Below are 22,572 nucleotides of genomic sequence, written 5' to 3' on the forward strand. Positions count from 1 at the left end.
TCGGCCTCACCAGTGACCGGTGTTTTCCATCGAGGCCCAGGGTTCAGCGGGGGCAAGGCTTTCGCCCTTTTGCAACAACTCAATCGAGACATTGTCCGGCGACCGCACAAAGGCCATATGTCCGTCGCGCGGCGGTCGGTTGATCACCACGCCCGCGTCCATCAGCTTTTGGCAGAGCGCGTAGATATCCTCGACCTCATAGGCCAGATGCCCGAAATGACGGCTGTCAGAGGGCAGCCCCTCGTCGCCATCCCAATTATACGTCAGTTCGACCGGGCATTCCGGCTGACCCTCCGGTGCCATGAAAATCAGCGAAAACCGCCCGCCTTCATGGTCGATGCGTTTGGTTTCCTTGAGCCCCAAAAGCTCGAAAAACGCCATGGTTTTTTCTAGATCCTTCACGCGGACCATCGTGTGTAAATAGCGCATGCGGCTACCTCCTGTCTGTTTCTCGCCTGAACTCTAGCCCTTTGCAGCATGAAATCCACCTCAGACAGACATGTCTCTTTGCGAATCCCCCGCGGCTCTCATTATAAGAGAGGGAACCACCATATCTTGGGGATAGAACCGTGCAGCAATACCACGACCAGCTTAAAACCATTCTGGCCCATGGGGTCGACACCACCGACCGCACCGGCACGGGCACCCGGTCCTACTTCGGGCTTCAGGCGCGTTACGATTTGGCCGATGGCTTTCCGATGGTGACCACGAAAAAGCTGCATCTGCGCTCGATCATCCATGAACTGCTGTGGTTTCTCTCCGGCGACACCAATATTCGCTACCTGAAAGACAACGGCGTGTCGATCTGGGACGAATGGGCGGATGAGAACGGCGATCTCGGGCCGGTTTACGGTGCGCAATGGCGCAAATGGCCGGGGCATGAACGCGGGCCGATTGATCAGATCGAGAACCTACTGAGTGCGATTCAGAAATCCCCCGATTCCCGTCGCCTCATTGTTTCCGCCTGGAATCCGGCGGAGGTCGATAATATGGCACTGCCGCCGTGCCACACGCTGTGGCAGGTGAAAATCCTCGGCGGCAAGCTGCATCTCCAGCTCTATCAACGCTCTGCCGATATGTTCCTCGGCGTGCCCTTCAACATCGCGTCCTACGCGCTTTTGCTTGCCATGCTGGCGCAGGTCACGGGGTATGAGCCGGGCACTTTCGTGCATTCCATCGGTGATGCGCATATTTACACCAACCACATGGAGCAGGTGGATCTGCAACTGTCGCGCACGCCGAAAGCGCTGCCGACGCTGCGGCTGAACCCCGATGTAAAGAGCCTGTTCGACTTCAAATATGAGGACATCGAAATCCTCGATTACGACCCCGACCCGGCGATCAAAGCGCCGGTGGCCGTGTAAGGAGCGCCGCAGATGATCACGCTTATCGCCGCCCGCGACCACAACGGGGCCATTGGCAAGGACAATACCATCCCTTGGGAGGCGCCGGAGGATTTGAAATTCTTCATGCGCGAAACCATGGGCGGCGCGGTGATCATGGGGCGGCACACCTGGGATAGTCTGCCGTTCAAGCCTTTGAAAAATCGCCTCAATATCGTGGTGTCGAGCCAAGGCGTCGATCACGAGCATGTCTTTGCGACGGTGGAGGAGGCGATTGCTTTTGCCCAAGCTGAGGGCCGCGCGCGCATCTATGCTATGGGCGGCTTTGGAATTTACAAAGCGATGCTGCCGCTGGCCGACCGGCTTGTGATCACCGAGGTCGATACAGAGGTCGAAGGTGCGGACACATGGTTCCCTGAGTTTGCCCCCAAAGACTGGCGCGAGGTCTCTCGCATGGTCTTGCGGGCAGAGGCACCGCGCTGCGAGGTTGTGGAGTGGGTGCGGTAAATACCTCAAATCGGGTGTGATTGTTTGCAATCTGTGAGCAATAGTCGACGGGCACCACGCAGTCCTTGCCGCGCTTCGGCCCCCGGGTTAACTTTGGTGAACCAAGTTTTTCAGGAGTTTAAGCCATGTTGAAGACCGCCATCACAGCCCTCATCGTGACCCTGGGCGCGAGCCCGGTTTTGGCGGCGGACACGCAACCCTATGACCCATTGGTCAAGATTTTTGCCTATGAAAAACAGGTGGATAACTTCTGCCCCGCGGGCACCGAACCGATCCGTTACAACGGTGGGATCAGTTGCGGCACGCCCAATGCAACCGGCTACGGCGATGCGCCTGTGGTGCGGCGCAGTTCCAAACCGACCGTGGCAAACACGACCGACCCGAAATCTCCGAACTATCAGCCCGACACGATCTCCATGTCCGGGAGCTAAACCGGCACTGCATCTGGGCAGAGTTTTCGTAGGGTGAATGTCATCCCTGTGTTACAATGGGTGCATGAGCATCCGACACACAGTCCTTTTCAGCGGCGTGAGTGCGATTTTGGCGGCGGTTGGTCCGAGCGCCAAAGCGCAAAGCCTTATCGGTGAGGTTCTCTGCGGTCCCAAAGCGGAGATTCACGCCAAGCTGACGCGTCAGTTTGGCGCGGTCAAAACCGGCGCGGGCCTGCGTGGGCCCGAGGCGGTGATGGAAATTTGGACCAACCCAAAATCCGGCGACTGGACGCTTGTGCAGACCTATGTCGAAGGCAACAGCTGCATTGTCGCCATGGGCGAATATTGGGAAAATCTCAACCCGACAGAGACGCCGGAGACCGCAGGCTGAGCTTCAGTCCTCAGCAATTTCCGATAGGATAAACCGGGCCACGGCTTGGCCCAAGGCCTCATGGGCCGCAGCATCGAAATGCACGCCGTCCAGATCGGAGACGGAAATCACCTCATTGGCGTCGAAAACGGCGATATCGCGGGCCTCGGCCTCGGCGCGCATGGCGTCCTGAACCGCCTGCGCTTTCTCTGCCGCACCGATATAGGTCTCGGCCAGACAGCCCGCCGCATGGGGGCGGGGCGGCAGGATGAGGAAGGGTTCGAAACCGCCGTGACGGGCCTGCATTTCCTCGGAGAGCGCGACGTCGAGGTGAAAGCCACAGGCGGCGGCGATGTCTTCGGGCGTGGCCTCGAAATGCGCCTTGAGATCGTTGGTGCCCAGCATGATTGTCAACGCGTCAATCGGCCCGTGGCTTTCAAGTGCGGTGAACAACCCGATCCGCCCATCCATATGCGGCCCCATTTCAGGGTCGGGAAAGGCGAATGTGCGCCCCGGCAGACCCTCTTCGACCACATCCCAGCCCAACACGTCGGCCATCACCACAGGCCAGCGGCGTGTGAGGCGCGGAAGATCGGTGGGGCGGGTGCGCATCGGCTGAACGCCGTGGGTGTTGCTGTCGCCGAAGGTCAGGATCAAAGGCATCGGGGTCTCCCAAAAGAAAAGCGGCCCCGAGACTGCGCCCGGAACCGCCGACTTTCAAGATCGAAAAGCGTTAAAGCGCAACAAGTTCAGAGGCGGATGCGCGTCCGTCGCGGCCTTCACGAAGTTCGTAGCCGATCTTCATGTTGTCTGCGAGGCCGGTCATGCCAGCGCGTTCGACCGCAGAAATGTGCACGAACACATCCTTGCCGCCGTCGTCAGGTGCAATAAAGCCGTAGCCTTTGGTGGTGTTGAACCATTTCACGGTGCCAGTGGGCATATCCCCGTATCTCCTTATCGTTTCATCCGCCGCAACGTGCGACGGGCCGGTGCAGCCAGGTCTTCCAAGTCTTCCTGCTGCCCCGTAAGGAGCGGTCGTTCGAAAGTCAGCAGTCACGCTTTCGAGTGTGCAACACATCCGTATAAAGGCAAGCGACAAAATCGTAACAGATGGCCAAGGGCCGAAATTTGGGCAAAATGCCACCAAAACCGCCAATGAGGAGAGCGAAATGACACTGATTTACGGGATCAAGACCTGTGACACCTGCCGAAAAGCGGGGAAATCACTGGGGGTTGAGCTGACGGATATTCGTGCAGAACCACTGTCCAATGAGCAACTTGAGCGATTCTATGCCCAGTTTGGTGAGGCATTGGTCAACACCCGATCGACCACATGGCGCGGCTTGTCCGAGGGCGAACGCACCCGCGCGCCGCTCGATCTTTTGGCGGATCACCCGACGCTGATGAAACGTCCGGTGATCGAGAAAGACGGCCAGCTTTATCTCGGCTGGGGCAAGGATGTGCAGGCGGCGCTTCTTTAATCTGTCTTCAGTAGCACCTATGTGACAGCGACAAGAGAAGGAGAGCGGAGATGCGCAACGCGGCGCTGGTGCTTGGAATTTTGGGCGGCGTGCTCGCCATGTTCGTGGGGTTTTTCAGCTTTGGCTACACCGAGGCGATTGATCGCTGGGGCGAGGTCGAAGGGCTGTTCGAACAGGTGGCGAATGTCGATCTGATCCGGGCGGCGAGTTTTCTGGCTCCGATCCTTGCCATCGCAGGCGGCGCCATGGCCCACGCCCGTGCCCTTTGGGGCGGGGTGTTGATGTGGGCCGCGGCGGGGCTGATCTATGTCGGCTTTGGCTTCAACGTCTTTACCATGTTCCCCTTGGGCTTTTGCGTGTTGGGCGGTTTGTTGGCACTGGCGGCGGGCAAACCGGACGAGGCAAAGGCGCATTTTTAACTCCGGTTCAGGCGGTTGAAGATCAGCCGATCCACTGAGGCCCAACCTCCGCCAAGGCCCACAAGCGTGAGCAAGACCATCCCCCAAAGCGCGCGTTGGTCAAAGATCAGCGCATCGGAATGCCGATCGAACAGCGCGCCAATACTCGCCATGTCGAGACCATGCCCGATCACATCGGTGAGGCTTTGCACAAGGATAAATCCGATCATGCCAAGGGCCGCAAGCCGGGTCGCGAGCCCTAAAACGATGAGCAGAGGCAGGAGAAATTCGGCGTAGGTTCCCGCCATGATCACCAGCCACTCAAAGGCGCCAAAGCCCGAGATGTCATAGCCTGCAGCCTCCATTCTGCGTGGGAAAATCTGGGCATAGGCGTTGAAGGACGGGGTCAGAGGCCCCTCCAGTTTGGTCAGCGCCGAGGCCCAGAAATAGCGCAACAACACGGCGGCAAAGGTGAAACGTGCCAGCAGGGGCAGGGCGTTTATGGCACCCGCGTTGATCCGGTCCAGCTTGGTTGCGAACATATCGTTAATCATCGTGATCCCCCTCCAGAATGTCGATGATGGCGCCGCCTTTCAAAAGCGTGCCGAGAAACTGCGAAAGATCGAGGTCCGAGGGCGCCAGCTCTGCGGCATTCGCCAGCGCCATGCCATCCCGCAAAGCGTCGAGCACCGCGATGGTGCCGGGAGGGAAGGCCGTGGCGATTGGGTCATAGCCCGGACGCGTGATCAGCACATCTTCCGCCCCGCCTGAGGGCCGGTCGCCGTCGAGGGCAAAGCGGCGCAATTTGGTGACGGGATAGGCGCTTGCGAGCCAGATCAGAGTGGGTGCGAGCACGACTTGGCGGGTGAACAACAAGGGATCGGAGAACTCTGCCGCAGGCACCGGGCATGTGTCCTCGGCGTGATAACTTTGGCGCAGCGCATATTCGAGACGCGCCACATCGGCGAGATAGGGCAGGCGAGAGGCCGGGGCAAAGCCGTCGATAAACTCCGCAAAATCAGCACCGTAAAGCGGCAGGATCGGCGTTTTGGGGGGATGCGCGCGGACATAGTCTCCGGTCATCGCCTCGAAAAATGCGTCTCCGACGAGGGATTTGACTGCGGGGTAGGAGGCGGCGATGGCCTCTTTCAATCCGACAATGATGTTGTTGCGATAGACGTCAAAGCGCCGCGTGGCGGGGGCGCCCGAGGGGGTGATGAGACCCGTCGGAACGGGAGCCTCGGGCGCAAGTGCGGCTTGGATGAAGTCCTGCTGTCTCATACCAGCACCTGTTCGAGGCGGAGCGCGGCACGGGCGGCCTCAGAGGCCAGAACCTCCCACTCGGGCACATCCGTGTCCCATTCAATGAGCGTCGGCTTCGGCCCGGCTGTGGCCAGCGCATAGGTGTAAAGATGCCAAACCGGATCGGCGACCTCGCGACCGTGGCTGTCGATCAGTAGCGGCGCGCCGTCTTCGTCCTGATCCTCGTCATGACCGCCAAGATGAATTTCCCCCACGGCCTCATGCGGGAAAGCGTCGATATAGTCATAGGCGTCGATCCGCAGGTTGTTGGCGGAGACGAAAACATTGTTCACATCGAGCAAGAGCCCGCAGCCGGTGCGTTTCACAACGGCCCGGAGGAATTCGACCTCGCCGTAAGTGCTTTCCGCGAAAGCCAGATAGGAGGCGGGGTTTTCCAAGAGCATCTGTCGTCCGAGAGTGCTTTGCACCTCATCGATATGATCGCAGACGCGGGCGAGGGTTTTGGCGGTATAGGGCAGGGGCAGAAGGTCGTTGAAATAGCCACTATGTGGCCCGGTGTCATGCGTTGACCAGGCGAGATGTTCGGAGAAAGAGGCGGGGCTGATCTCGTCGATGAGATGTTTCAGCCGGGCGAGGTGATCCGGGTCAAGTCGCCCCTCGCCGCCAATGGAAAGCCCCACACCATGCACGGAAATCGGAAACCGATCCGAGAGCGCGCGCAGCTGCGCCATCGGGCGACCGCCCGCGGCGCCTTTTTCGCCCATGTAGTTTTCTGCATGGATTTCGAGCCATTTCACCGGGTGTTCCCCCTCGGAAATGTTCGAAAAGTGCTTGGATTTATATCCCACGCCGACGCCCATCGGCAGCTGTTTTGTCTGGTCCAACATCGAAGCCTCCTGCAGGTTTGCGAAAATTGACCCGGCGCATGTGGTCCGTCACGCGCCGGGCCAAACCGGTTAGCTGTCCATCGGCAGGTCGCGTTCGAGCGCTTCGAGCGAGCCCATGCGCGCGGTGCCGTCCATCATGGCCGGAAGCTCGATGTCGGCGCAGGTGCCAGCGGGCACCAGTGTCCAGGCGTTGCCTTGGTAGTCGACTTTCGAGGTGCCGGCACAGGTCGTGCCCGGACCTGCCGCGCAGCCGTTCTCACCGGCCAACGCCACGCCGAAGCATTTTTCCTGTTCTTCCGCGGAGGCGGCGCCTGCGATGGAGAGGGCTGCGGTCATGGCGCCAAGAAGTGCCAGAGTTTTGGAATGGGTTTTGGATTGAGTGCTCATTGGGTGTGTCTCCCGTTAGGTTCATGCGTTTCCGCCGTCAGTGGCGGTGAGCACAGATTGGCCGAGCAAGGTGGTCACAGGCCATTCACGGGGACGTCACCTGACGCGTGTGTCAGGGGCTGAAACAAACGGGATTGTGATTTGATCCGGTGGGGAAACTGGTCCGCGACGCCCGCATTCACACTCTGGAATTTTTATGGGGCATCTATTTTGAGCGTATACTCAATTATTTATCGGCCAAAATCCGCCGATCTGCACCTGTAACAATTCTCACGCAAAACGCCATGTCGCGTGTGCCGCAATGCAAAAGGCCCCCGAAGCGGGGGCCTTTTCGTTTCAGATAGGTCTGAATTATTTCAAGTCCGGCGCGAGCGCGGCGTCTTTCAGCTCAGCCACGATGTCCGCAAGTGACATCATCGCGGTCTGTTTTTCGCCCAAACGGCGTACGGAGACCGTCTTGTCTTCGACCTCGCGGGCCCCGACGGCCAGAATCACCGGCACTTTGGCAAGGCTGTGTTCGCGGACCTTATAGTTGATCTTCTCGTTGCGAATGTCGGCCTCGGCCCGCACACCGGCGGCTTTGAGGGCGGCCACGACCTCGGTGGCGTAGTCATCCGCCTCGGAGACGATGGTGGTGACGACGACCTGACGCGGTGCGAGCCAGAAAGGCAGTTTGCCCGCGTGCTCTTCGATCAGGATGCCGATGAAACGCTCGAAGGAGCCGACAACCGCGCGGTGCAGCATGATCGGGCGGTGTTTCGCCCCGTCCTGACCGATGTAGCTGGCGTCCAGACGTTCTGGCAGGTTCGGGTCCACTTGCAGCGTGCCACATTGCCATTCGCGGCCGATGGCGTCGGTCAGTACGAATTCAAGCTTCGGCCCGTAAAACGCGCCTTCGCCTTCTTGAATCTCATAGTCGTAACCGGCGGCCTTACAGGCGTTGCCGAGGGACTCCTCGGAGTGATCCCAGCTTTCTTCCGAGCCGATGCGTTTTTCGGGACGGGTGGAGAGCTTGATCGACCAGTCGTTGAACCCGAGATCGGCGTAGATTTTCGCGAGGAACTCGATGAATTTCTTGGTTTCCGCTTCGATGTGCTTCTCTTCGCAGAAGATATGCGCATCGTCCTGCGTGAATCCGCGCACCCGCATGATGCCGTGCAGCGCGCCCGAGGGTTCATAGCGGTTGCACGAGCCGAACTCGGCCATGCGCAGCGGCAGGTCGCGGTAGCTTTTGAGACCTTGATTGAACACCTGCACGTGGCACGGGCAGTTCATCGGTTTCAGCGCGTTGACGGTTTTCTCGCGCGCATGTTCCTCGTCCACTTCGACGATGAACATGTTTTCCTGATAGTTGTCCCAGTGCCCCGAGGCTTCCCAGAGCTTGCGGTTTACCACCTGCGGCGTGTTCACCTCGACGTAGCCGTCGCGATCCTGTTGACGGCGCATGTAGTCCTGCAATGTGGTGTAGATTTTCCAGCCGTTCGGATGCCAGAAAATCTGCCCCGGCGCCTCTTCCTGCATGTGGAACAGGTCCATTTCTTTGCCCAGCTTGCGGTGATCGCGCTTGGCGGCCTCTTCCATCATCAATTCCCAGGCCTTCAGATCCTTGCGGTTCTTAAAGGCCACACCATAGATGCGCTGCAACATCGGACGCGAGCTGTCGCCCAGCCAATAGGCCCCCGCCACATGGGTCAGTTTGAACGCATCCGCAGGCACTTGGCCGGTGTGCTGAAGATGCGGACCCCGGCAGAGATCCTGCCAATCGCCATGCCAATACATTCGAAGGTCCTCGCCTTCGGGAATGCGGTTTACCAGCTCGATTTTGAACGGCTCACCCTTGGCATTGTAATAGTCAATCGCCTCATCGCGGCCCCACACTTCGGTCTTCACCGGCTCGCGGGCGTTGATGATGTCCTTCATCTTCGCCTCGATCGCACCCAAATCTTCGGGCGTAAACGGCTCTGCGCGGTCGAAGTCATAGAACCAGCCGTTGTCACGCACCGGGCCAATGGTGACTTTGACATCGGGCCAAAGCTCTTGCACCGCGCGCGCCATGATGTGCGCCAAATCGTGCCGGATCAGTTCAAGCGCAGGCGCATCGTCCTGCATGGTGTGGATGGCGATCTGGGCGTCCGCGTTGATCGGCCACTGGAGGTCCCAGTGTTGACCGTTGACGGACGCGGAGATCGCTTTCTTCGCAAGGCTGTTCGAAATGCTTGCGGCCACATCGGCAGGGGTCACGCCAGCGTTAAACTCGCGCGAATTGCCATCGGGGAATGTGAGAGAAATCGGTGCCATGTTCGGCTCTCCTCGTCGGTTTGGCGCCTACCAAGCGCCCGGTTGCGGGTATATCAGTGCGCCGTTTCTTGCGCGGAGGACGCGTCTTGTCAATTGCAAAGGGGCTGTGCCCTCAGATTGCTATTCAAACGAGCTTGAATGCCGGTCCGTCATCGGGGAAGCTCGGGTAAAATGAGGAGGGCGCGTGGGATGCGGCATTACGATGAAATCCTGGCGATTGCGGCAGAGCGCAAAGGCGGTGTCGAGGCGACCCTGAGCCATGTGCACAGACCGAAATCGCCCGAAGAGCTTGAGACCATTCCCGAGGATCGCTGGCTGTCGGAGATGGCGCGACATATTTTCCAGACCGGGCTGTCTTGGGGCACGGTCGATAAGAAATGGCCGGGGATCGAGGAGGCGTTTCACGGCTTTGACGTGGCTCGTATCGCGCATATGTCTGAGGACTGGTTCGATGATCTGCTGAAAGACACGCGGATCATTCGTTCGGGCGCCAAGGTGCGCGCCATCCAAGAGAACGCCGAATTTATCCTGCGCGTGCATAATGAGCGCGGCGGTTTTGCCCATGTGATCGCCACATGGCCTGCGGAAACCTATATGGATTTGCTGGATTGGTTGAAAAAAGACGGCGCGCGTCTGGGCGGCAATACGGGGGCGTATATGTTGCGGATGATGGGGCGGGATGGCTTCATGTTGACCCATGATGTCGTGGCGCGGTTGATCGCCGAGGGGGTGATCGACAAGGCGCCGACATCAAAAGCGGCGCGGCGTGCGGTGCAGGAGGCGTTCAACACATGGCGCGCGCAATCCGGCGAGACGTTCAACAGGATCTCAAGCGTTCTGGCGCAAAGCATTGACGCCTGAGGGCCGCATGTGGGTGCAGGACAGGCCGGGGGTTGGCATTGCGGCCTCGCGCCTTATGTTAGGCGAAATCTTTGCAGGAGCCCAGCATGACCGATTATCTCGACACCCCCTCCGGCCGCCGCATCGCCTACAATCGTCTTGAGGGCGAGGGCACGGGCGTCGTGTTCCTCGGCGGGTTCATGTCGGATATGGCGGGCACGAAAGCCGTCGCACTCGAACAATGGGCGGCGGCGCAGGGCCGGCCTTTCTTGCGGTTCGATTACTCGGGTCATGGCGAAAGCGCCGGCGCGTTCCGTGACGGCTGCATCGGCGATTGGGCCGAGGATGCGCAGGCGGTCATTGAGACGCTCACGGAAGGCCCACAAATCCTCGTTGGCTCCTCCATGGGCGGCTGGATTTCGCTGTTGATGTGCCAACGCATCCCCGCGCGTGTCGGCGGCCTCGTCACCATCGCGGCAGCTCCCGATTTTACCGAAGACGGGTTCTGGGCCGGGTTCGATGACACACAGCGCAAGGCACTTATCGACGAAGGCGTTGTCATGGTGCCCTCCGACTATGCCGAGCCCTATCCGATCACCCGCCGCCTCATCGAGGACGGGCGCGACCAATTGGTCCTGCGCAGCCCGCTGGCGTTGCCCTTCCCGGTGCGCTTTTTGCAAGGCACGGCGGACACATCGGTGTCGGTCGAGACCGCGATGCAGCTCTTCGATCATGCGGCGGGCGACGATCTTCGCTTCACGCTGGTCAAAGGCGCGGATCATTCTTTCTCCACCGTCGAGTGTCTGAAGGTGATCGAAGCCGCGATCTTTGATGTGCTGGCCCGGATTTGAACGCAGAGTTGATCAGCCCTCCGCTTGACCGCTCGTCCTGCGGTATGTGACAAAAAAGTATAAGTTTTCCTGTGGATTGATCTATGACCGAGAGCCTCGTTCTGCTGCCCGGATTTTTGGCCGATGGCCGTGTGTTCGCCGATCAGATCATCGATCTGAGTCGCCACCATGCGGTGATGGTCGCGCCTTTGTTGGGCGAGAGTCTCACCGAGATGGCCGATGCGGTGCTGGCCGTGGCCCCGCCGAAATTCGCGGTGGCGGGCCATGATCTGGGCGCCTCTGTCGCGACAGAAATTCTGCGCCGGGCGCCCGGACGGGTGAGCCGCATCGCGCTGATCTCCGGTTCAGCTCAGGCCGAGCCGCCCAATGCCGCCGCCGCCCGCGAGCCGCGGATGATCAAGGCCAAGACGGGGCGGTTTGGCGAAGTGCTGTGGGAAGAGTTGCCCACGACTGCGCTGTTCGAGACCCCCCATCGCAACGCCATTCGTGACCATTGGCTCGATATGGCGATGGAGGCGGGGCTTGAGACCTATTTGCGCCAATCGCGCATTATGCAACGTCGCCCGGATCACCAAAACGTCCTGCGTCGCGCCCGCATTCCGGCGCTGGTGATCGGCGGTTCTGCTGACACGATCTGCCCGCCTAGACGTCAGGATTTCATCGCCCAGCTTATGCCGCGTGCGGAGCTTGTGCTGATCGAGAAGGCCGGACACCTGCCGATGCTGGAAGCCCCGCAGAGCGTGTCGCGCGCGCTCAAAACCTGGCTGGAGGCCGAGGCGCCCTTCGTGCTGCGCTGAATTCCTTTGCTGGAGAAATACTCAAAGAAACGGCGCCCTAAGGCGCCGCTTTTTATCCCGCTTTCGCTTGGGTATCTTTCCCGGCCACAACCCGTGGGCCTGAGTTGGCGTCGATGAAATCGAGCACCAGCGGCCGGATGTTGTTGCGCCAGCTTTTGCCTGCGAAAATCCCGTAATGCCCGGCGCCCGGTTCGAGATGCGCGGCCTTCTTGCTGTCCGGCAGGCCTGTGCAGAGATCGAGCGCCGCCACACATTGGCCCGGCGCGGAGATGTCGTCATTCTCGCCTTCGACGGTTTTCACCGCCACATCGGTGATCTTGCCGATATCGACCTGTTTGCCCGCGACCACGAATTCGTTCTTGGCGATCTCGAGACCCTTGAAGATGCGTTCGACGGTCGAGAGGTAAAACTCGGCGGTCATGTCCATGACGGCGAGATATTCGTCGTAGAATTTGTTGTGGCGGTCATGTTCGCTTGCCTCGCCTTTGGCGACGCGCGCGATCTGATCGGCGAAGGCCTGCGAATGGTTGTCCATGTTCATCGCGATGAAAGAGCTGAGCTGCAAAAGGCCCGGATAGACCTTGCGGCCCACACCTTTGTATTTGTAGCCGACTCGCTGGATCATCGAGTTTTCGAGCTGGCCCATGGTGACGCGGTTGCCGAAATCCGTCACTTCGGTCGGTGTCGCGTCCGGGTCGATCGGGCCGCCGATCAGTGTCAGGGACCGCGGCTGCGCCTTCGGGTCTTCTTCCGCGAGATAGGCCGTGGCGGCGAGCGTCAGAGGCGCCGGTTGGCAGACGGCGATCACATGGGTGTTCGGGCCCAGATGTTTCATGAAATCGACGAGGTAGAGGGTGTAATCCTCGACATCGAATTTGCCCTCGGACACGGGGATGTCACGGGCGTTGTGCCAATCGGTGACATAGACCTCGCAATCGGGCAAAAGCGACACGACGGTCGAACGCAACAGCGTGGCGTAGTGGCCCGACATCGGCGCGACCAAAAGCACGCGGCGTTTCATTTCCTGACGGCCCTGCACGTTGAAATGGATCAGATCGCCAAAGGCGCGGGCCACCTCGACATTGATGTCGACCAGATGATCGCGCCCGTCCTCGCCGACCACTGAGCCGATGCCCCAGTCGGGTTTGGTGACCATGCGCGAAAATGCGCGCTCCGTCACCTTGCCCCAGGCGGCGAGCCATTGAATGCCGGGATTGGGCATCATCGCCACCGCCGGATAAGAGCCAAAGGCCTGAGCCGTGGCGCCCAGCCATTGGTTGGTGTTGCGGATCGTTTCCATCAGATCGTAGGTTGCCATGTAGCGCATGTGGGCCTCCTGTGTGTGGTACAGGCCTGACCTCTGGGGGTGCGCGTCGCAATCTGCGGCTTCGTCTTCCCACAGGACAAGTCTGTCGCTATCGTAACTGATATAGTCTTACAGTATTTTAAGATGCTGCAAGTGCAAAAAATTGGGGAGGTTGCGCAATGGCTCGGGATGGAGAGGTCAAAACGCAGGAAAAACAACAGGATTTGGACAAGCTCAACGAGAATATTGTCAAAATCGAAGAGCTTTCCGCGCGACTTGTTGCTGCGCTGGCGCAGAAAAAGCCGATTCCTCCCGCGTTACAGGGCCCCAGTCAGGAGCTTTTTCTCAAGGCCGCAAGCGCCTATATGGCCGAAATGATGAACAACCCGGCCCGGGTGATCGAGCATCAGGTGAGCCATTGGGGCAAGACGCTCAAGCATTACGTCGAGGCGCAACAGAGGCTCAGCCATGGCGATCTGACGCCGCCGTCCGACGAGACGCCGAAAGATCGCCGGTTTCAGAATCCGCTGTGGCAGAGCAACCCCTATTTCAACTTCCTCAAACAGCAATACATGATGAACGCCGAGGCGATGGAAAACGCCGTCACCGATCTCGAGGGGTTGGATGCGCGGGATCGCAGGCGGGTGGATTATTTCACCCGGCAGATCATCGACATGATGTCGCCGACGAATTTTCTGGCGACCAACCCGGACGCCTTGCAGCATGCGCTGGAGACCGATGGCGAGAGCCTTGTGAAGGGCCTTGAGAACCTCGTGCGCGATTTGGAGGATCACCATGGCGAGATGATCGTGAACCTCGCCGACAAGGATGCGTTTGAGGTCGGTCGGAACATCGGCACCTCGAAAGGGTCGGTGGTGTTTCGCAACCGGATGTTCGAGCTGATCCAATATGCGCCCCTGACCGAAGAGGTGCATAAGACGCCGCTTTTGATCTTTCCGCCCTGGATCAACAAATTCTACATCCTCGATCTGCGCGAACAGAACTCGCTGATCAAATGGATCACGGAACAGGGCTACACGGTTTTCATCGTCTCCTGGATCAACCCGAATGAGGGCTATGCCGATGTGGGCATGGATGACTATGTCGAGGAGGGCTTTCTGACCGCCATCGAACAGGTCAAAAAGATCACGGCTGAGCCAAAGATCAACGTGATCGGCTATTGCATCGCGGGGACGACGCTGTCGATCACGCTGGGGCTGATGAAACAGCGCGGCGACACCTCGGTGAAATCTGCGACCTTCTTTACGACGCTCACGGATTTCTCCGATCAGGGCGAGGTGGGTGTTTTCCTCGATGACGATTTCGTCGATGGGATTGAGGCGGAGGCCAAGCGCACCGGCTTGATGAAATCGCTCTACATGAACCGGACGTTTTCCTATCTGCGCTCCAACGACCTGATCTATCAGCCCGCCATTCGCAGCTATATGATGGGCGAAGCGCCGCCGGCCTTTGATCTGTTGTATTGGAACGGCGACGCGACCAATCTTCCGGGCAAGATGGCGGTGCAGTATCTGCGCGGCCTGTGTCAGCGCGATGAGCTGGCTACCACGGGGTTCCCGATTTGCGGCACGAGGGTGCAGTTGTCGGACGTCACCGTGCCGCTTTGCGCCATCGGTTGCGAGACCGATCACATCGCGGCTTGGGACAGTTCCTACAACGGCATTCGCCAGATGGGGTCGAAGAATAAGACCTTTATCCTGTCCGAGAGCGGCCACATCGCGGGGATCGTCAATCCGCCGTCGAAAAAGAAATACGGCCATTACACAAACACGGACCTGAGCCTGCCGCCGCAAGAGTGGAAAGCCGGGGCGCAGTTCCATCAAGGCTCCTGGTGGCCACGGTGGGAGAAATGGCTGCATGCGCGGTCGGGCAAGATGATCCCTGCGCGTATTCCCGGCGATTCGGGGGCGGAGATCCTTGGTCCGGCGCCCGGGAATTACGTCAAATCCCAAGCGACGCCCTGACGTTTCTGGGCTTGCGTCACAGCAAGTGACTGAAATCTCGATATTTCCTGTATTTTGCCGCAGTGCAGCATAAATCACTTGATTTTCTGCGCTGCGGCATGCATATTGTTTGTGCAGACGCGAGCTGAACAGGCGTTCAGAAGCGCAGACCAAAGCGAAAACCCATGCCAGACCGGTAAGGGCCGATTTCGCAAAATGCCAGAAGGACTACGTGATATGGCCAAGACCGACGATTTTTCGAAGATGATGAAAGACATGATGGGCTCTTTCCCGATTGATATGTCTGCGATGCAGGAGAGCTTCAAAACCCAAGCCTCCCTCGCAGAGAAAATGTCCAAAGTGGCGATCGAAGCCGCCGAGAAATCCACCGAGATTTCCTCGAAGTGGACCAAAGACACGCTGAGCAAAGTCTCCGAAATCACCGCCGTGAAAGAAGAGCCGACCGATTACACCAAGGCGATGACCGATTTCGCCTCCGCCCAAGCTGAAATGGCCGCCGAAAACATGGCTGCTTTCGCTGAGGTGGCCAAGAAAGTTCAGATGGAAACCGTCGAACTGATGCTGGCCGCTGGCAAAGACATGGGCGAAGACATGACCGCCGCTGCCAAAAAAGCGACGGATGAAATGACCAAAGCCGCGAAAAAAGCGACGGCGAAGTAAGCGTTAGACGTCAGTACGAGTAACCTCTCCGCATTTTTTCCTCCTCCCTGAAAATGTGGATCGCGAAACGGGCCTCTCTCCTCGGGGGCCCGTTTTTTTATGGTTTGCAGGGCATATGCACGTCCTGGTTGCGTTAACATTTCTGGCCGGATTTCTTTTGCTTTTGCAGCATTGCTCGCTTAGGCTCGCTTCATTGCCAATAAAGGGAGGGGAGCCCAATATGGCCACAGATAAAAAAACTGCGGATACCTCCGGGCCGCTGCTGATCAAACGCTATGCGTCGCGGCGGCTTTATAATACGGAAACCTCGGATTACGTGACGCTCGAAGACATCGCGGGATTTATCCGTGAGGGGCGTGACGTGCAGATCGTCGATCTGAAATCCGGCGATGACCTGACCCGTCAATATCTTTTGCAAATCATCGCGGAACACGAAAGCCGTGGCGAAAACGTGCTGCCTTTGGGCGTTCTGACCGATCTGGTGCGCAGCTACACGACCGACATTCAATCCGTCGTGCCGCAATTTCTGGCGCAAAGTTTCGACATGCTGCGTCAGGGCCAGGAGCAGATGATGCAGAATTTCGGTACGCAAATCCCGGGCTTCGAGGCGCTTCAGGCCCAGCAGGAGGCGTTCATCAAGGCGATGACCGGCGGTATGGCAAGCGGTATGGGCCAAAACTGGTCGGGGCCGAGCGCTGAGCCGGAAGAGACCAAGGAAGACCTGAGCGAGATCAAGAAACAGCTCGCCGATCTTCAGGACAAGCTGTCGAAGATGAAATAAGCGGCCCGCTTTGACACTCATGCAAACCCTGATCCCGAGGATCAGGGTTTTCTTTTTTCTGTGAGCTTTTTTGAGTATTTAGGGCAGCAAAGGAAACGGGAGGTCGTTGGGATGAGTGACAAGGTTGGGCGGTTGACCCTCTGGGGCGTCGAGGTGTTTCTTGCTGTGGCCGAAGAAGGGTCGGTCTCCGCCGCCGCGAAACGTCTTGGGGCCTCGCCATCCGCCGTGTCGCAGCAAATCTCGAACCTGGAAACCGCGCTGGGCACCGAGTTGATCAACCGGCGCGAACGCCCGATGAGCCTGACGCCTGCGGGGCGCGTGTTGCGGCGTCGGGCGCAGAGCATCCTGTTGGAAGCGGCCCGCGCGCGCTCAGAGATTGCCGGGCTGGATCTGAGCCATTTGGGCCAGTTGCGCCTGGGGATGGTCGAGGATTTCGAGGCTTCCGTGACCCCGATGATGATAACGCAGATGGCGGGGCGGCTGACCGAAACGCGGTTCGAATTGGAGACCGGGCCGTCGCACCGCCTGCTGGATCGGTTGGAAAACCGCGCGCTCGATGTGATCGTGGCGGCGGAGCTGGGCGAGAGTGCCGAGTGGTTCGAGCGGCACCCTTTGTTGCAGGACCCCTTTGTGGCGGTGGTGCCGAAGGGCCAACATGACGCGCCGGGAAAACTGCCGCTGATCCAATACACGCGCCGCCATGTGATGGGGCGGATGTTGGCGGACCATTTGAGCAGCGAGGGGATGACGCTGACACATCGCTTCGAGTTGGACAGTTACCGCGCGATTTTGGCGATGGTGGCGGGCGGCTCGGGCTGGACCGTGCTGTCGTCTCTGGGCGTGTTGAACGCCGGGCGCTATGCCGATGAGATCGAGGCCATTCCCTTGCCGGTCGCGCCTTTGTCGCGGAAAATTTCGCTCACCGTGCGGCGCGACGGGATGTCGGAAATGGCCACCGAAATTGCCAAGCAGTTGGAGCCTTTGTTGCAGGACCAGGTCGTCGATCCGGTGGTGGCGCAATATCCGTGGCTGGGCGGTTATCTCAAGCTGTTGTAACGCAAAACGCCTCCCGCGAGGGGAGGCGTTTCGAAGTCATGTGGGGCCGGTTTACTCGGCGGCGACTTTCACCGCTTTGACTTCGGCCGCCGCAGAGATCAGCGCGTCGGCGATGAAATCGCAATCCTCTTCGGTCAACCGCGCAGGCAGGCGGGTGTCGCAGGCCTTGGATAGCATCTCGCGGGTTTTCGGCAGCTCGGGCGTCTCGCCCAGGAATTGCCAGTTCCAAAACGCACGTGCGTTGTCGGTCGAGAGGCCAAAGACCTGCACCGACACACCGCGGGCTTTCGCGGCATTCTGAAACGCAATGGCCTCTTCGCGGCTGAAATCAACGAGGTTGAATTGCAGGCTGTCGGGCGCGCGGACCTCTTTGTCGAGCTTGGCGGGCACGGTCAAAAACGGCGAGCTTTCCAGACGGGCGGCGGTGTAATCGTGGTTGCGGCGACCATCGGCCACACGACGCGCAACCTCACCCAACTGCGGGCGCACGAGGGTCGCGGACATGTTCGACAGGCGCGTGTTGTAGAGCGGCAGCTGGTTCTGCCATTTGGCAAAGGCCTCGGCCAGCGCATTGTCGCGCTGCGGATTGTGCTTGCCCCAATTGTGCTCATAGGCGCCGGACATGATGACGGCGCGGGCCATGACTTCGGGATCATCGGTGATCATGATGCCACCTTCGCCCGCGTTCAACAGCTTGTAGGACTGGAAGGAGAAACAGCCGATCTTGCCGATGGTGCCGATGTTCTGCCCGTCCCAAACGGTGCCCAGCGAATGCGCGGCATCCTCGATCAGCGGGATGTTCTTCGCGTCACAGGCGGCTTTGATCGCATCCATGTCCGACGTGTGACCGCGCATGTGGGAGATCATCACGGCGTCGGCGTCTTCGATCTTGGCATAAAAGTCATCGAGATCAATGCGGTAGTTGTCACCGCATTCCACGAGAACCGGTTTGCAATCGGCGTGCACGATGGAGGAGGGCACAGCGGCAAAGGTGAAGGCGGGGATCAAGACCTTGGCGTCGCGCGGCAGGTTCAGGGCCTTCAAGGACAGGAACAGAGCGGCGGAGCAAGAGGCCACGGCGAGGGCATATTTCGCGCCCAGCATCTCGGCGAATTCCTGTTCCAAAAGCGTCACGGGGGCGTCTTTCGCAGCCGTGTAGCGGAACAGATCGCCGGATTTCAGCAGTTGTTCGACGATGGCGCGTGCCTCTTCCGGGATCGGTTCGGCGTCGTAGACATTGGGCCCGAGACTCATATTTTCACCTTTTTGGAATTCTTCTTTCGGATTTACTGTAAGTGTTCGGTGGTGAAAAATCTAGTGCTGCGCGTCTGGGGCGGCGGAATTTCGCAAAAATTTCACATGCTGCGGTGCGGTGCGAATGGCCATGAAAAAGGGGCCCGAAGGCCCCTGATTTTGAACGCGATACCCTCAGACATTGAGCAAAAGATGCTCGCGCTCCCAGGGGCTGATGACCTGAAGATAGGCATCGTTTTCGGCGCGTTTGACCTGAAGGTAGACGCGGACGAAATCCGGGCCCAAGACATCCTGCATCTGCGTGGAGTTTTCCAAAAGATCGAGCGCGCGGGACAGCGTGTCCGGGATGCCATCGGCGGAGGCGTAGGCGTCCCCGATATATTCCGCGCGCGGTTCGCGGCGCTCAATGAGGCCGAGATAGCCACAGGCCAGAGAGGCCGCGATCGACAGATAGGGGTTCACATCCATGCCCGGCAGACGGTTCTCGATCCGGCGCGCCTCGGGGCCCGAGATCGGCACGCGAAGCCCCGTGGTGCGGTTGTCACGGCCCCATTCGAGGTTAATCGGGGCGGCGAAATCGCGGACGTAGCGGCGATAGCTGTTCACATAGGGCGCATGCATGGCGATGGCGGAGGGCGTGTGATTTTGCAGCCCCGCGATGAAATGCATGAAGGCCTCGGACTCGGAGCCGTCCGGGTTGGAGAAAATATTCTCGCCGGTGTTGATGTCCACCACCGAGTGGTGGATGTGCATCGCGGACCCCGGCTCGTCCTGAATGGGTTTCGCCATGAAGGTCGCGAAACAATCGTGGCGCAGGGCGGCTTCGCGGATCAGCCGTTTGAAATAGAACATCTCATCGGCAAGCTTCACGGGATCGCCGTGCCGCAGGTTCATCTCGATCTGACCGGCGCCGCCTTCCTGAAGGATGCCGTCGATCTCGAGGCCCTGCGCTTCGGCAAAGTCATAGATGTCGTCGATAATGGGCCCGTATTCGTCCACCGCCGACATGGAATAGGCCTGACGCTGGGCCGCACGACGCCCGGTGCGCCCGATGGGGGGCTCGATCGGTTGGTTCGGGTCGGTATTGCGGGCGACGAGGAAGAATTCCATCTCCGGCGCCACAATCGGGTCCCAGCCCTGATCATGGTAGAGCTGAACCACACGTTTCAACACGTTGCGCGGGGCCGTGGGCACCATTTCGCCTTTTTGATCCAGCACATCATGGATGACCTGAAGCGTCAAATCCCCAGTCCAGGGTGCGGCTGTCGCGGTTTCGAAATCCGGGACCAGAACCATGTCGGGTTCGGTAAAGGGCGCATCGGCGTCATCGACCCAATCGCCGTTGATGGCCTGAAGGAAAATCGAGTTCGGCAGGTAGAAATGCGTCTGTTTGGCGAATTTCGCGGCGGGCATGGCCTTGCCACGGGCGATGCCGGACAGATCGGCGACGATGCATTCCACCTCATCGAGCCTGCGCCCGTCGAGATACTCCAAAGCGGCTTCGGGCAGTTGGTCGAGAAACTCCATCAGATCAGGGCCTCCCGCCCTTGTTCGAGAAACGCGGCCATGAGATCCGCGAAGCGTTTGTCATCGGTCGGTTTGTCGTTTTCATCTTTCGCCCGCGCGATGAGATCGGCGGGGTAGGCGGGGTCATTCGCGCGCGCCTTGAGGTAGTCGGCGATGATCGCGGGGCCAAGCTCCGGGTGCGGTTGGATGGTCAGGATGCTGTCATCATAGACCAGCGCCGCGTTGGTGCAAAAATCATTGCCGCCCAGTACTTCGGCGCCTTCGGGCAGGCGAGTCACCTGATCCTGATGCCAGGCGTTCAGGTGAATATGCCCCAAAGGCGGGATGTCATAAGCTTGCCGTCCGACGGCCCAACCGCCCGCGTATTTCTCGACCGTGCCGCCCAGAGCCTTGGCGATGATCTGATGGCCGAAGCAGATGCCCAACATCCGACGGCCAGAGGCATGGATGTCGCGGATCAGTGCTTCGAGCGGTTTGATGAAAGGGTGGTCCTCATAAGCGCCGTGTTTCGAGCCGGTCAACAGCCAGGCGTCGGCGTCCTCGGGGCCTTTCGGGAAGTCCATATGCTCGACGTCCCAATATTCGTAGGAAAAATCCGGGCGATCAAACAGGCGTTTGAACATCAAAGTGAAATCCCCGTGAATTTGCGCGACGGGGTCAGGCGCGTGTCCGCATTGCAGAATGCCGAGTTTCATAAGTCACCAAAAGCGTTGGAATGCCCCGACGCTAGCGCTTCGCCGCAGGCCCGACAAGGGGGCATGCAGTGAAACGCAAGGATTTGATCAAATATCGGGAAGCCCGCTTAAACCGTGTCCAGATACAGCTCGACCTGCTCCTCGGGCGTCAGCTCGGCCCAGTCGCGAAGCTCCTGACGTTTGGTCAGGGTCAGGTTACGCACCAGCTCTTCGGGGAAGATGCGCTTCATCACGGGCGAGGCCGCAAAGGTGTCGATCGCGGTGCCCCAGTCGCCGGGCATCTCCGGCAGACCCTGGGCATAGGCGTTGCCGGTGATCGCAGGGGGCGCTGTCATTTCGTCTTCCATGCCGATGAGCGCGGCGCCCAGAATGGCGGCGATCATCAGATGCGGGTTCACGTCACCGCCCGAGACACGATGTTCGATCCGGCGGGCCTTGTGCGAGCCACCCGGCACACGCACGGCGGCCGTGCGGTTGTCATAGCCCCAACAAATCCGCGTCGGCGCGTGCGCACCCGGCACGAGACGGTCGTAAGAATTGCCATGGGGCGCGAACAGAATGGTCGAATCCGGGATCGCAGAAAGACACCCGGCGATGGCGTGACGCATCATATCGGTGCCCGCCGTCGAGCCATCGTCAAAGATATTGTCGCCGTTCTCATCGAGCATCGAGAAATGGGTGTGCATGCCGTTGCCGGCGTATTCGTCATAGGGTTTCGCCATGAAAGAGGCGGCAAACCCGTGTTTGCGAGCCAGACCCTTGACCATCAGTTTGAAGAGCCAGGCGTCATCGGCGGCTTTCAACGCGTCGGGGGAATGGGCGAGGTTGATCTCGAACTGGCCAAGGCCCGCCTCGGAGATCGCGGTATCCGCCGGGATGTCCATCGCTTCGCAGGCTTCAAAGAGCTCTGAGAAAAAGATGTCGAAGGCGTCGAGTGCACGCAGCGCCAGCGTTTCCGCACCGGGGCGGCGTTTGCCGGAGCGCGGCGAGCGCGGGATGCGCAGCTGACGCGAACTGTCGTCGATCAGGTAGAACTCAAGCTCGGTCGCGACCACGGGGGTCAGGCCCCTGGCCTTGTAGCGCTCCAGCACGCGCGCCAGTGCTTGGCGCGGGTCGCCGTCAAAGGGGCTGCCATCTTCGCGGAACATCCACATAGGCAAAAGCGCGGTCGGCGCGCCCTGAAGCCACGGCAGGGGCAGAAAGCCGCGTTCGGTCGGCAAAAGCACCCCGTCCTGATCGCCGCTCTCGAACACGAGAGGGCTGTCCTCAATGTCCTCGCCCCAGATGTCGAGGTTCAGAACCGACAGCGGGAACCGCGTGCCTTCGGTCTCGACCTTATCGGCATAGCGCGCCGACATGCGTTTGCCTCGGGCCTGACCGTTGAGGTCGGCGGCTGCGACGCGAATGGTTTTGACATGGGGGTTCTGGGCAAGCCAGCCGTGGGGGGAGATCATG

Annotated in this window: 26 protein-coding genes; 13 read left to right on the top strand and 13 right to left on the bottom strand. The window is 59.6% G+C overall.

The genetic code is table 11. The features are described from left to right. Window positions 1–6: 6 nt before the first annotated feature. Entirely contained in the window at window positions 7–429 is a 423-nt protein-coding gene (locus tag LC094_RS11950) for a VOC family protein (protein ID WP_226553027.1), read from the bottom strand. A 140-nt stretch (window positions 430–569) separates the two neighbouring features. Between LC094_RS11950 and LC094_RS11955 the strand changes: the two genes are divergently transcribed. The 4 genes from LC094_RS11955 to LC094_RS11970 all read left to right on the top strand — a co-directional run bounded on the left by LC094_RS11955 (window position 570) and on the right by LC094_RS11970 (window position 2,672). Beyond that, window positions 570–1,364 carry a thymidylate synthase gene (locus tag LC094_RS11955; RefSeq protein WP_226553028.1) on the top strand — a complete coding sequence of 265 codons (795 nt, stop codon included), beginning with the start codon at window positions 570–572 and terminating at the stop codon, window positions 1,362–1,364. A 12-nt stretch (window positions 1,365–1,376) separates the two neighbouring features. After that, a complete protein-coding gene (locus LC094_RS11960) occupies window positions 1,377–1,850 on the top strand; it encodes a dihydrofolate reductase (protein ID WP_226553029.1) in 474 nt (157 codons plus the stop codon). Window positions 1,851–1,975: 125 nt separating this feature from the next. Further along, a complete protein-coding gene (locus LC094_RS11965; RefSeq protein ID WP_226553030.1) occupies window positions 1,976–2,281 on the top strand; it encodes a hypothetical protein in 306 nt (101 codons plus the stop codon). A 64-nt stretch (window positions 2,282–2,345) separates the two neighbouring features. After that, a complete protein-coding gene (locus LC094_RS11970; protein ID WP_226553031.1) occupies window positions 2,346–2,672 on the top strand; it encodes a hypothetical protein in 327 nt (108 codons plus the stop codon). Window positions 2,673–2,675: 3 nt separating this feature from the next. On the opposite strand, the gene LC094_RS11975 is transcribed toward LC094_RS11970, so the two are convergent. Together LC094_RS11975 and LC094_RS11980 are read right to left on the bottom strand one after the other, a co-directional pair. Further along, window positions 2,676–3,314, bottom strand: a complete 639-nt coding sequence (locus tag LC094_RS11975) for a GDSL-type esterase/lipase family protein (RefSeq protein ID WP_226553032.1) — start codon at window positions 3,312–3,314, stop codon at window positions 2,676–2,678. Window positions 3,315–3,384: 70 nt separating this feature from the next. Beyond that, a complete protein-coding gene (locus LC094_RS11980) occupies window positions 3,385–3,591 on the bottom strand; it encodes a cold-shock protein (protein ID WP_167601962.1) in 207 nt (68 codons plus the stop codon). Window positions 3,592–3,820: 229 nt separating this feature from the next. Here LC094_RS11980 and LC094_RS11985 point away from each other — a divergent pair, with 229 nt between their 5' ends. Next, complete coding sequence (locus tag LC094_RS11985; protein ID WP_226553033.1) at window positions 3,821–4,132, top strand: arsenate reductase family protein; 312 nt, start codon at window positions 3,821–3,823, stop codon at window positions 4,130–4,132. A gap of 50 nt (window positions 4,133–4,182) precedes the next feature. Continuing rightward, window positions 4,183–4,551, top strand: a complete 369-nt coding sequence (locus tag LC094_RS11990) for a hypothetical protein (RefSeq protein WP_226553034.1) — start codon at window positions 4,183–4,185, stop codon at window positions 4,549–4,551. Here the strand turns inward: LC094_RS11990 and LC094_RS11995 are convergent. The 5 genes from LC094_RS11995 to thrS form a co-directional block, all read right to left on the bottom strand. Continuing rightward, on the bottom strand, window positions 4,548–5,084 hold the full coding sequence (locus LC094_RS11995; protein ID WP_226553035.1) for a DoxX family membrane protein: 537 nt from the start codon (window positions 5,082–5,084) through the stop codon (window positions 4,548–4,550). The two genes, LC094_RS11990 and LC094_RS11995, sit on opposite strands and share 4 nt — an antisense overlap. After that, window positions 5,077–5,811 carry an HvfC/BufC N-terminal domain-containing protein gene (locus LC094_RS12000; protein WP_226553036.1) on the bottom strand — a complete coding sequence of 245 codons (735 nt, stop codon included), beginning with the start codon at window positions 5,809–5,811 and terminating at the stop codon, window positions 5,077–5,079. The genes LC094_RS11995 and LC094_RS12000 overlap by 8 nt, the downstream gene beginning before the upstream one ends. After that, window positions 5,808–6,680: an MNIO family bufferin maturase gene (gene bufB / locus LC094_RS12005; RefSeq protein ID WP_226553037.1), complete on the bottom strand. Its 873-nt coding sequence runs from the start codon at window positions 6,678–6,680 to the stop codon at window positions 5,808–5,810. Before bufB ends, LC094_RS12000 begins: the two co-directional genes overlap by 4 nt. A 69-nt stretch (window positions 6,681–6,749) precedes the next feature. Next, complete coding sequence (locus tag LC094_RS12010) at window positions 6,750–7,067, bottom strand: BufA1 family periplasmic bufferin-type metallophore (RefSeq protein ID WP_226553038.1); 318 nt, start codon at window positions 7,065–7,067, stop codon at window positions 6,750–6,752. 351 nt (window positions 7,068–7,418) lie between these two features. Continuing rightward, complete coding sequence (gene thrS, locus LC094_RS12015) at window positions 7,419–9,365, bottom strand: threonine--tRNA ligase (protein WP_226553039.1); 1,947 nt, start codon at window positions 9,363–9,365, stop codon at window positions 7,419–7,421. A gap of 189 nt (window positions 9,366–9,554) precedes the next feature. On the opposite strand from thrS, the gene LC094_RS12020 reads away from it, so the two are divergent. From LC094_RS12020 to LC094_RS12030, 3 genes are all read left to right on the top strand, one after another. Beyond that, the gene (locus LC094_RS12020) at window positions 9,555–10,226 is read left to right on the top strand and encodes a DNA-3-methyladenine glycosylase I (RefSeq protein WP_226553040.1); all 672 of its coding nucleotides are present in this window, start codon (window positions 9,555–9,557) and stop codon (window positions 10,224–10,226) included. A gap of 86 nt (window positions 10,227–10,312) precedes the next feature. Further along, on the top strand, window positions 10,313–11,056 hold the full coding sequence (locus LC094_RS12025; protein WP_226553041.1) for an alpha/beta hydrolase: 744 nt from the start codon (window positions 10,313–10,315) through the stop codon (window positions 11,054–11,056). An 83-nt stretch (window positions 11,057–11,139) separates the two neighbouring features. Further along, the gene (locus tag LC094_RS12030; RefSeq protein WP_226553042.1) at window positions 11,140–11,853 is read left to right on the top strand and encodes an alpha/beta fold hydrolase; all 714 of its coding nucleotides are present in this window, start codon (window positions 11,140–11,142) and stop codon (window positions 11,851–11,853) included. Between the two features lie 52 nt (window positions 11,854–11,905). Here the strand turns inward: LC094_RS12030 and phaZ are convergent, their stop codons facing one another. After that, entirely contained in the window at window positions 11,906–13,180 is a 1,275-nt protein-coding gene (phaZ, locus tag LC094_RS12035; protein ID WP_226553043.1) for a polyhydroxyalkanoate depolymerase, read from the bottom strand. Window positions 13,181–13,338: 158 nt separating this feature from the next. On the opposite strand from phaZ, the gene LC094_RS12040 reads away from it, so the two are divergent. The 4 genes from LC094_RS12040 (at window position 13,339) to LC094_RS12055 (ending at window position 17,641) form a co-directional block, all read left to right on the top strand. Further along, window positions 13,339–15,144, top strand: coding sequence for a PHA/PHB synthase family protein (locus LC094_RS12040; protein WP_226553044.1), 1,806 nt, complete (start codon window positions 13,339–13,341; stop codon window positions 15,142–15,144). Window positions 15,145–15,360: 216 nt separating this feature from the next. Further along, complete coding sequence (locus tag LC094_RS12045) at window positions 15,361–15,804, top strand: phasin family protein (RefSeq protein WP_226553045.1); 444 nt, start codon at window positions 15,361–15,363, stop codon at window positions 15,802–15,804. Window positions 15,805–16,024: 220 nt separating this feature from the next. Beyond that, on the top strand, window positions 16,025–16,585 hold the full coding sequence (gene phaR / locus LC094_RS12050) for a polyhydroxyalkanoate synthesis repressor PhaR (RefSeq protein ID WP_226553046.1): 561 nt from the start codon (window positions 16,025–16,027) through the stop codon (window positions 16,583–16,585). Between the two features lie 111 nt (window positions 16,586–16,696). Continuing rightward, on the top strand, window positions 16,697–17,641 hold the full coding sequence (locus LC094_RS12055; protein ID WP_226553047.1) for a LysR family transcriptional regulator: 945 nt from the start codon (window positions 16,697–16,699) through the stop codon (window positions 17,639–17,641). 51 nt (window positions 17,642–17,692) lie between these two features. On the opposite strand, the gene LC094_RS12060 is transcribed toward LC094_RS12055, so the two are convergent. The 4 genes from LC094_RS12060 to LC094_RS12075 all read right to left on the bottom strand — a co-directional run bounded on the left by LC094_RS12060 (window position 17,693) and on the right by LC094_RS12075 (window position 22,571). After that, window positions 17,693–18,895 carry a DegT/DnrJ/EryC1/StrS family aminotransferase gene (locus LC094_RS12060; protein ID WP_226553048.1) on the bottom strand — a complete coding sequence of 401 codons (1,203 nt, stop codon included), beginning with the start codon at window positions 18,893–18,895 and terminating at the stop codon, window positions 17,693–17,695. Between the two features lie 174 nt (window positions 18,896–19,069). After that, entirely contained in the window at window positions 19,070–20,422 is a 1,353-nt protein-coding gene (locus LC094_RS12065; RefSeq protein ID WP_404814999.1) for a glutamine synthetase family protein, read from the bottom strand. Next, window positions 20,422–21,117 carry a type 1 glutamine amidotransferase gene (locus tag LC094_RS12070; RefSeq protein WP_226553049.1) on the bottom strand — a complete coding sequence of 232 codons (696 nt, stop codon included), beginning with the start codon at window positions 21,115–21,117 and terminating at the stop codon, window positions 20,422–20,424. Before LC094_RS12070 ends, LC094_RS12065 begins: the two co-directional genes overlap by 1 nt. A gap of 107 nt (window positions 21,118–21,224) precedes the next feature. Continuing rightward, window positions 21,225–22,571, bottom strand: a complete 1,347-nt coding sequence (locus LC094_RS12075; RefSeq protein ID WP_226553050.1) for a glutamine synthetase family protein — start codon at window positions 22,569–22,571, stop codon at window positions 21,225–21,227. Between the last annotated feature and the right edge of the window lies 1 nt (window position 22,572).

Source organism: Celeribacter naphthalenivorans (genome assembly GCF_020524585.1).
In the GTDB taxonomy this organism is placed as follows: domain Bacteria; phylum Pseudomonadota; class Alphaproteobacteria; order Rhodobacterales; family Rhodobacteraceae; genus Celeribacter; species Celeribacter naphthalenivorans.

What these genes read in the sequence shown, in the direction of transcription:
- LC094_RS12010 (WP_226553038.1), bottom strand. Translation starts at nt 7,067, where the DNA reads ATGAGCACTCAATCCAAAACCCATTCCAAAACTCTGGCACTTCTTGGC.
- phaZ (WP_226553043.1), bottom strand. Translation starts at nt 13,180, where the DNA reads ATGCGCTACATGGCAACCTACGATCTGATGGAAACGATCCGCAACACC.
- LC094_RS11995 (WP_226553035.1), bottom strand. Translation starts at nt 5,084, where the DNA reads ATGATTAACGATATGTTCGCAACCAAGCTGGACCGGATCAACGCGGGT.
- LC094_RS11990 (WP_226553034.1), top strand. Translation starts at nt 4,183, where the DNA reads ATGCGCAACGCGGCGCTGGTGCTTGGAATTTTGGGCGGCGTGCTCGCC.
- thrS (WP_226553039.1), bottom strand. Translation starts at nt 9,365, where the DNA reads ATGGCACCGATTTCTCTCACATTCCCCGATGGCAATTCGCGCGAGTTT.
- LC094_RS11985 (WP_226553033.1), top strand. Translation starts at nt 3,821, where the DNA reads ATGACACTGATTTACGGGATCAAGACCTGTGACACCTGCCGAAAAGCG.
- LC094_RS11975 (WP_226553032.1), bottom strand. Translation starts at nt 3,314, where the DNA reads ATGCCTTTGATCCTGACCTTCGGCGACAGCAACACCCACGGCGTTCAG.
- LC094_RS12055 (WP_226553047.1), top strand. Translation starts at nt 16,697, where the DNA reads ATGAGTGACAAGGTTGGGCGGTTGACCCTCTGGGGCGTCGAGGTGTTT.
- LC094_RS12040 (WP_226553044.1), top strand. Translation starts at nt 13,339, where the DNA reads ATGGCTCGGGATGGAGAGGTCAAAACGCAGGAAAAACAACAGGATTTG.
- LC094_RS12045 (WP_226553045.1), top strand. Translation starts at nt 15,361, where the DNA reads ATGGCCAAGACCGACGATTTTTCGAAGATGATGAAAGACATGATGGGC.
- phaR (WP_226553046.1), top strand. Translation starts at nt 16,025, where the DNA reads ATGGCCACAGATAAAAAAACTGCGGATACCTCCGGGCCGCTGCTGATC.
- LC094_RS12070 (WP_226553049.1), bottom strand. Translation starts at nt 21,117, where the DNA reads ATGAAACTCGGCATTCTGCAATGCGGACACGCGCCTGACCCCGTCGCG.
- LC094_RS11980 (WP_167601962.1), bottom strand. Translation starts at nt 3,591, where the DNA reads ATGCCCACTGGCACCGTGAAATGGTTCAACACCACCAAAGGCTACGGC.
- LC094_RS11970 (WP_226553031.1), top strand. Translation starts at nt 2,346, where the DNA reads ATGAGCATCCGACACACAGTCCTTTTCAGCGGCGTGAGTGCGATTTTG.
- LC094_RS12065 (WP_404814999.1), bottom strand. Translation starts at nt 20,422, where the DNA reads ATGGAGTTTCTCGACCAACTGCCCGAAGCCGCTTTGGAGTATCTCGAC.
- LC094_RS11965 (WP_226553030.1), top strand. Translation starts at nt 1,976, where the DNA reads ATGTTGAAGACCGCCATCACAGCCCTCATCGTGACCCTGGGCGCGAGC.
- LC094_RS12020 (WP_226553040.1), top strand. Translation starts at nt 9,555, where the DNA reads ATGCGGCATTACGATGAAATCCTGGCGATTGCGGCAGAGCGCAAAGGC.
- LC094_RS12060 (WP_226553048.1), bottom strand. Translation starts at nt 18,895, where the DNA reads ATGAGTCTCGGGCCCAATGTCTACGACGCCGAACCGATCCCGGAAGAG.
- LC094_RS12025 (WP_226553041.1), top strand. Translation starts at nt 10,313, where the DNA reads ATGACCGATTATCTCGACACCCCCTCCGGCCGCCGCATCGCCTACAAT.
- LC094_RS11960 (WP_226553029.1), top strand. Translation starts at nt 1,377, where the DNA reads ATGATCACGCTTATCGCCGCCCGCGACCACAACGGGGCCATTGGCAAG.
- LC094_RS12030 (WP_226553042.1), top strand. Translation starts at nt 11,140, where the DNA reads ATGACCGAGAGCCTCGTTCTGCTGCCCGGATTTTTGGCCGATGGCCGT.
- bufB (WP_226553037.1), bottom strand. Translation starts at nt 6,680, where the DNA reads ATGTTGGACCAGACAAAACAGCTGCCGATGGGCGTCGGCGTGGGATAT.
- LC094_RS11950 (WP_226553027.1), bottom strand. Translation starts at nt 429, where the DNA reads ATGCGCTATTTACACACGATGGTCCGCGTGAAGGATCTAGAAAAAACC.
- LC094_RS12075 (WP_226553050.1), bottom strand. Translation starts at nt 22,571, where the DNA reads ATGATCTCCCCCCACGGCTGGCTTGCCCAGAACCCCCATGTCAAAACC.
- LC094_RS12000 (WP_226553036.1), bottom strand. Translation starts at nt 5,811, where the DNA reads ATGAGACAGCAGGACTTCATCCAAGCCGCACTTGCGCCCGAGGCTCCC.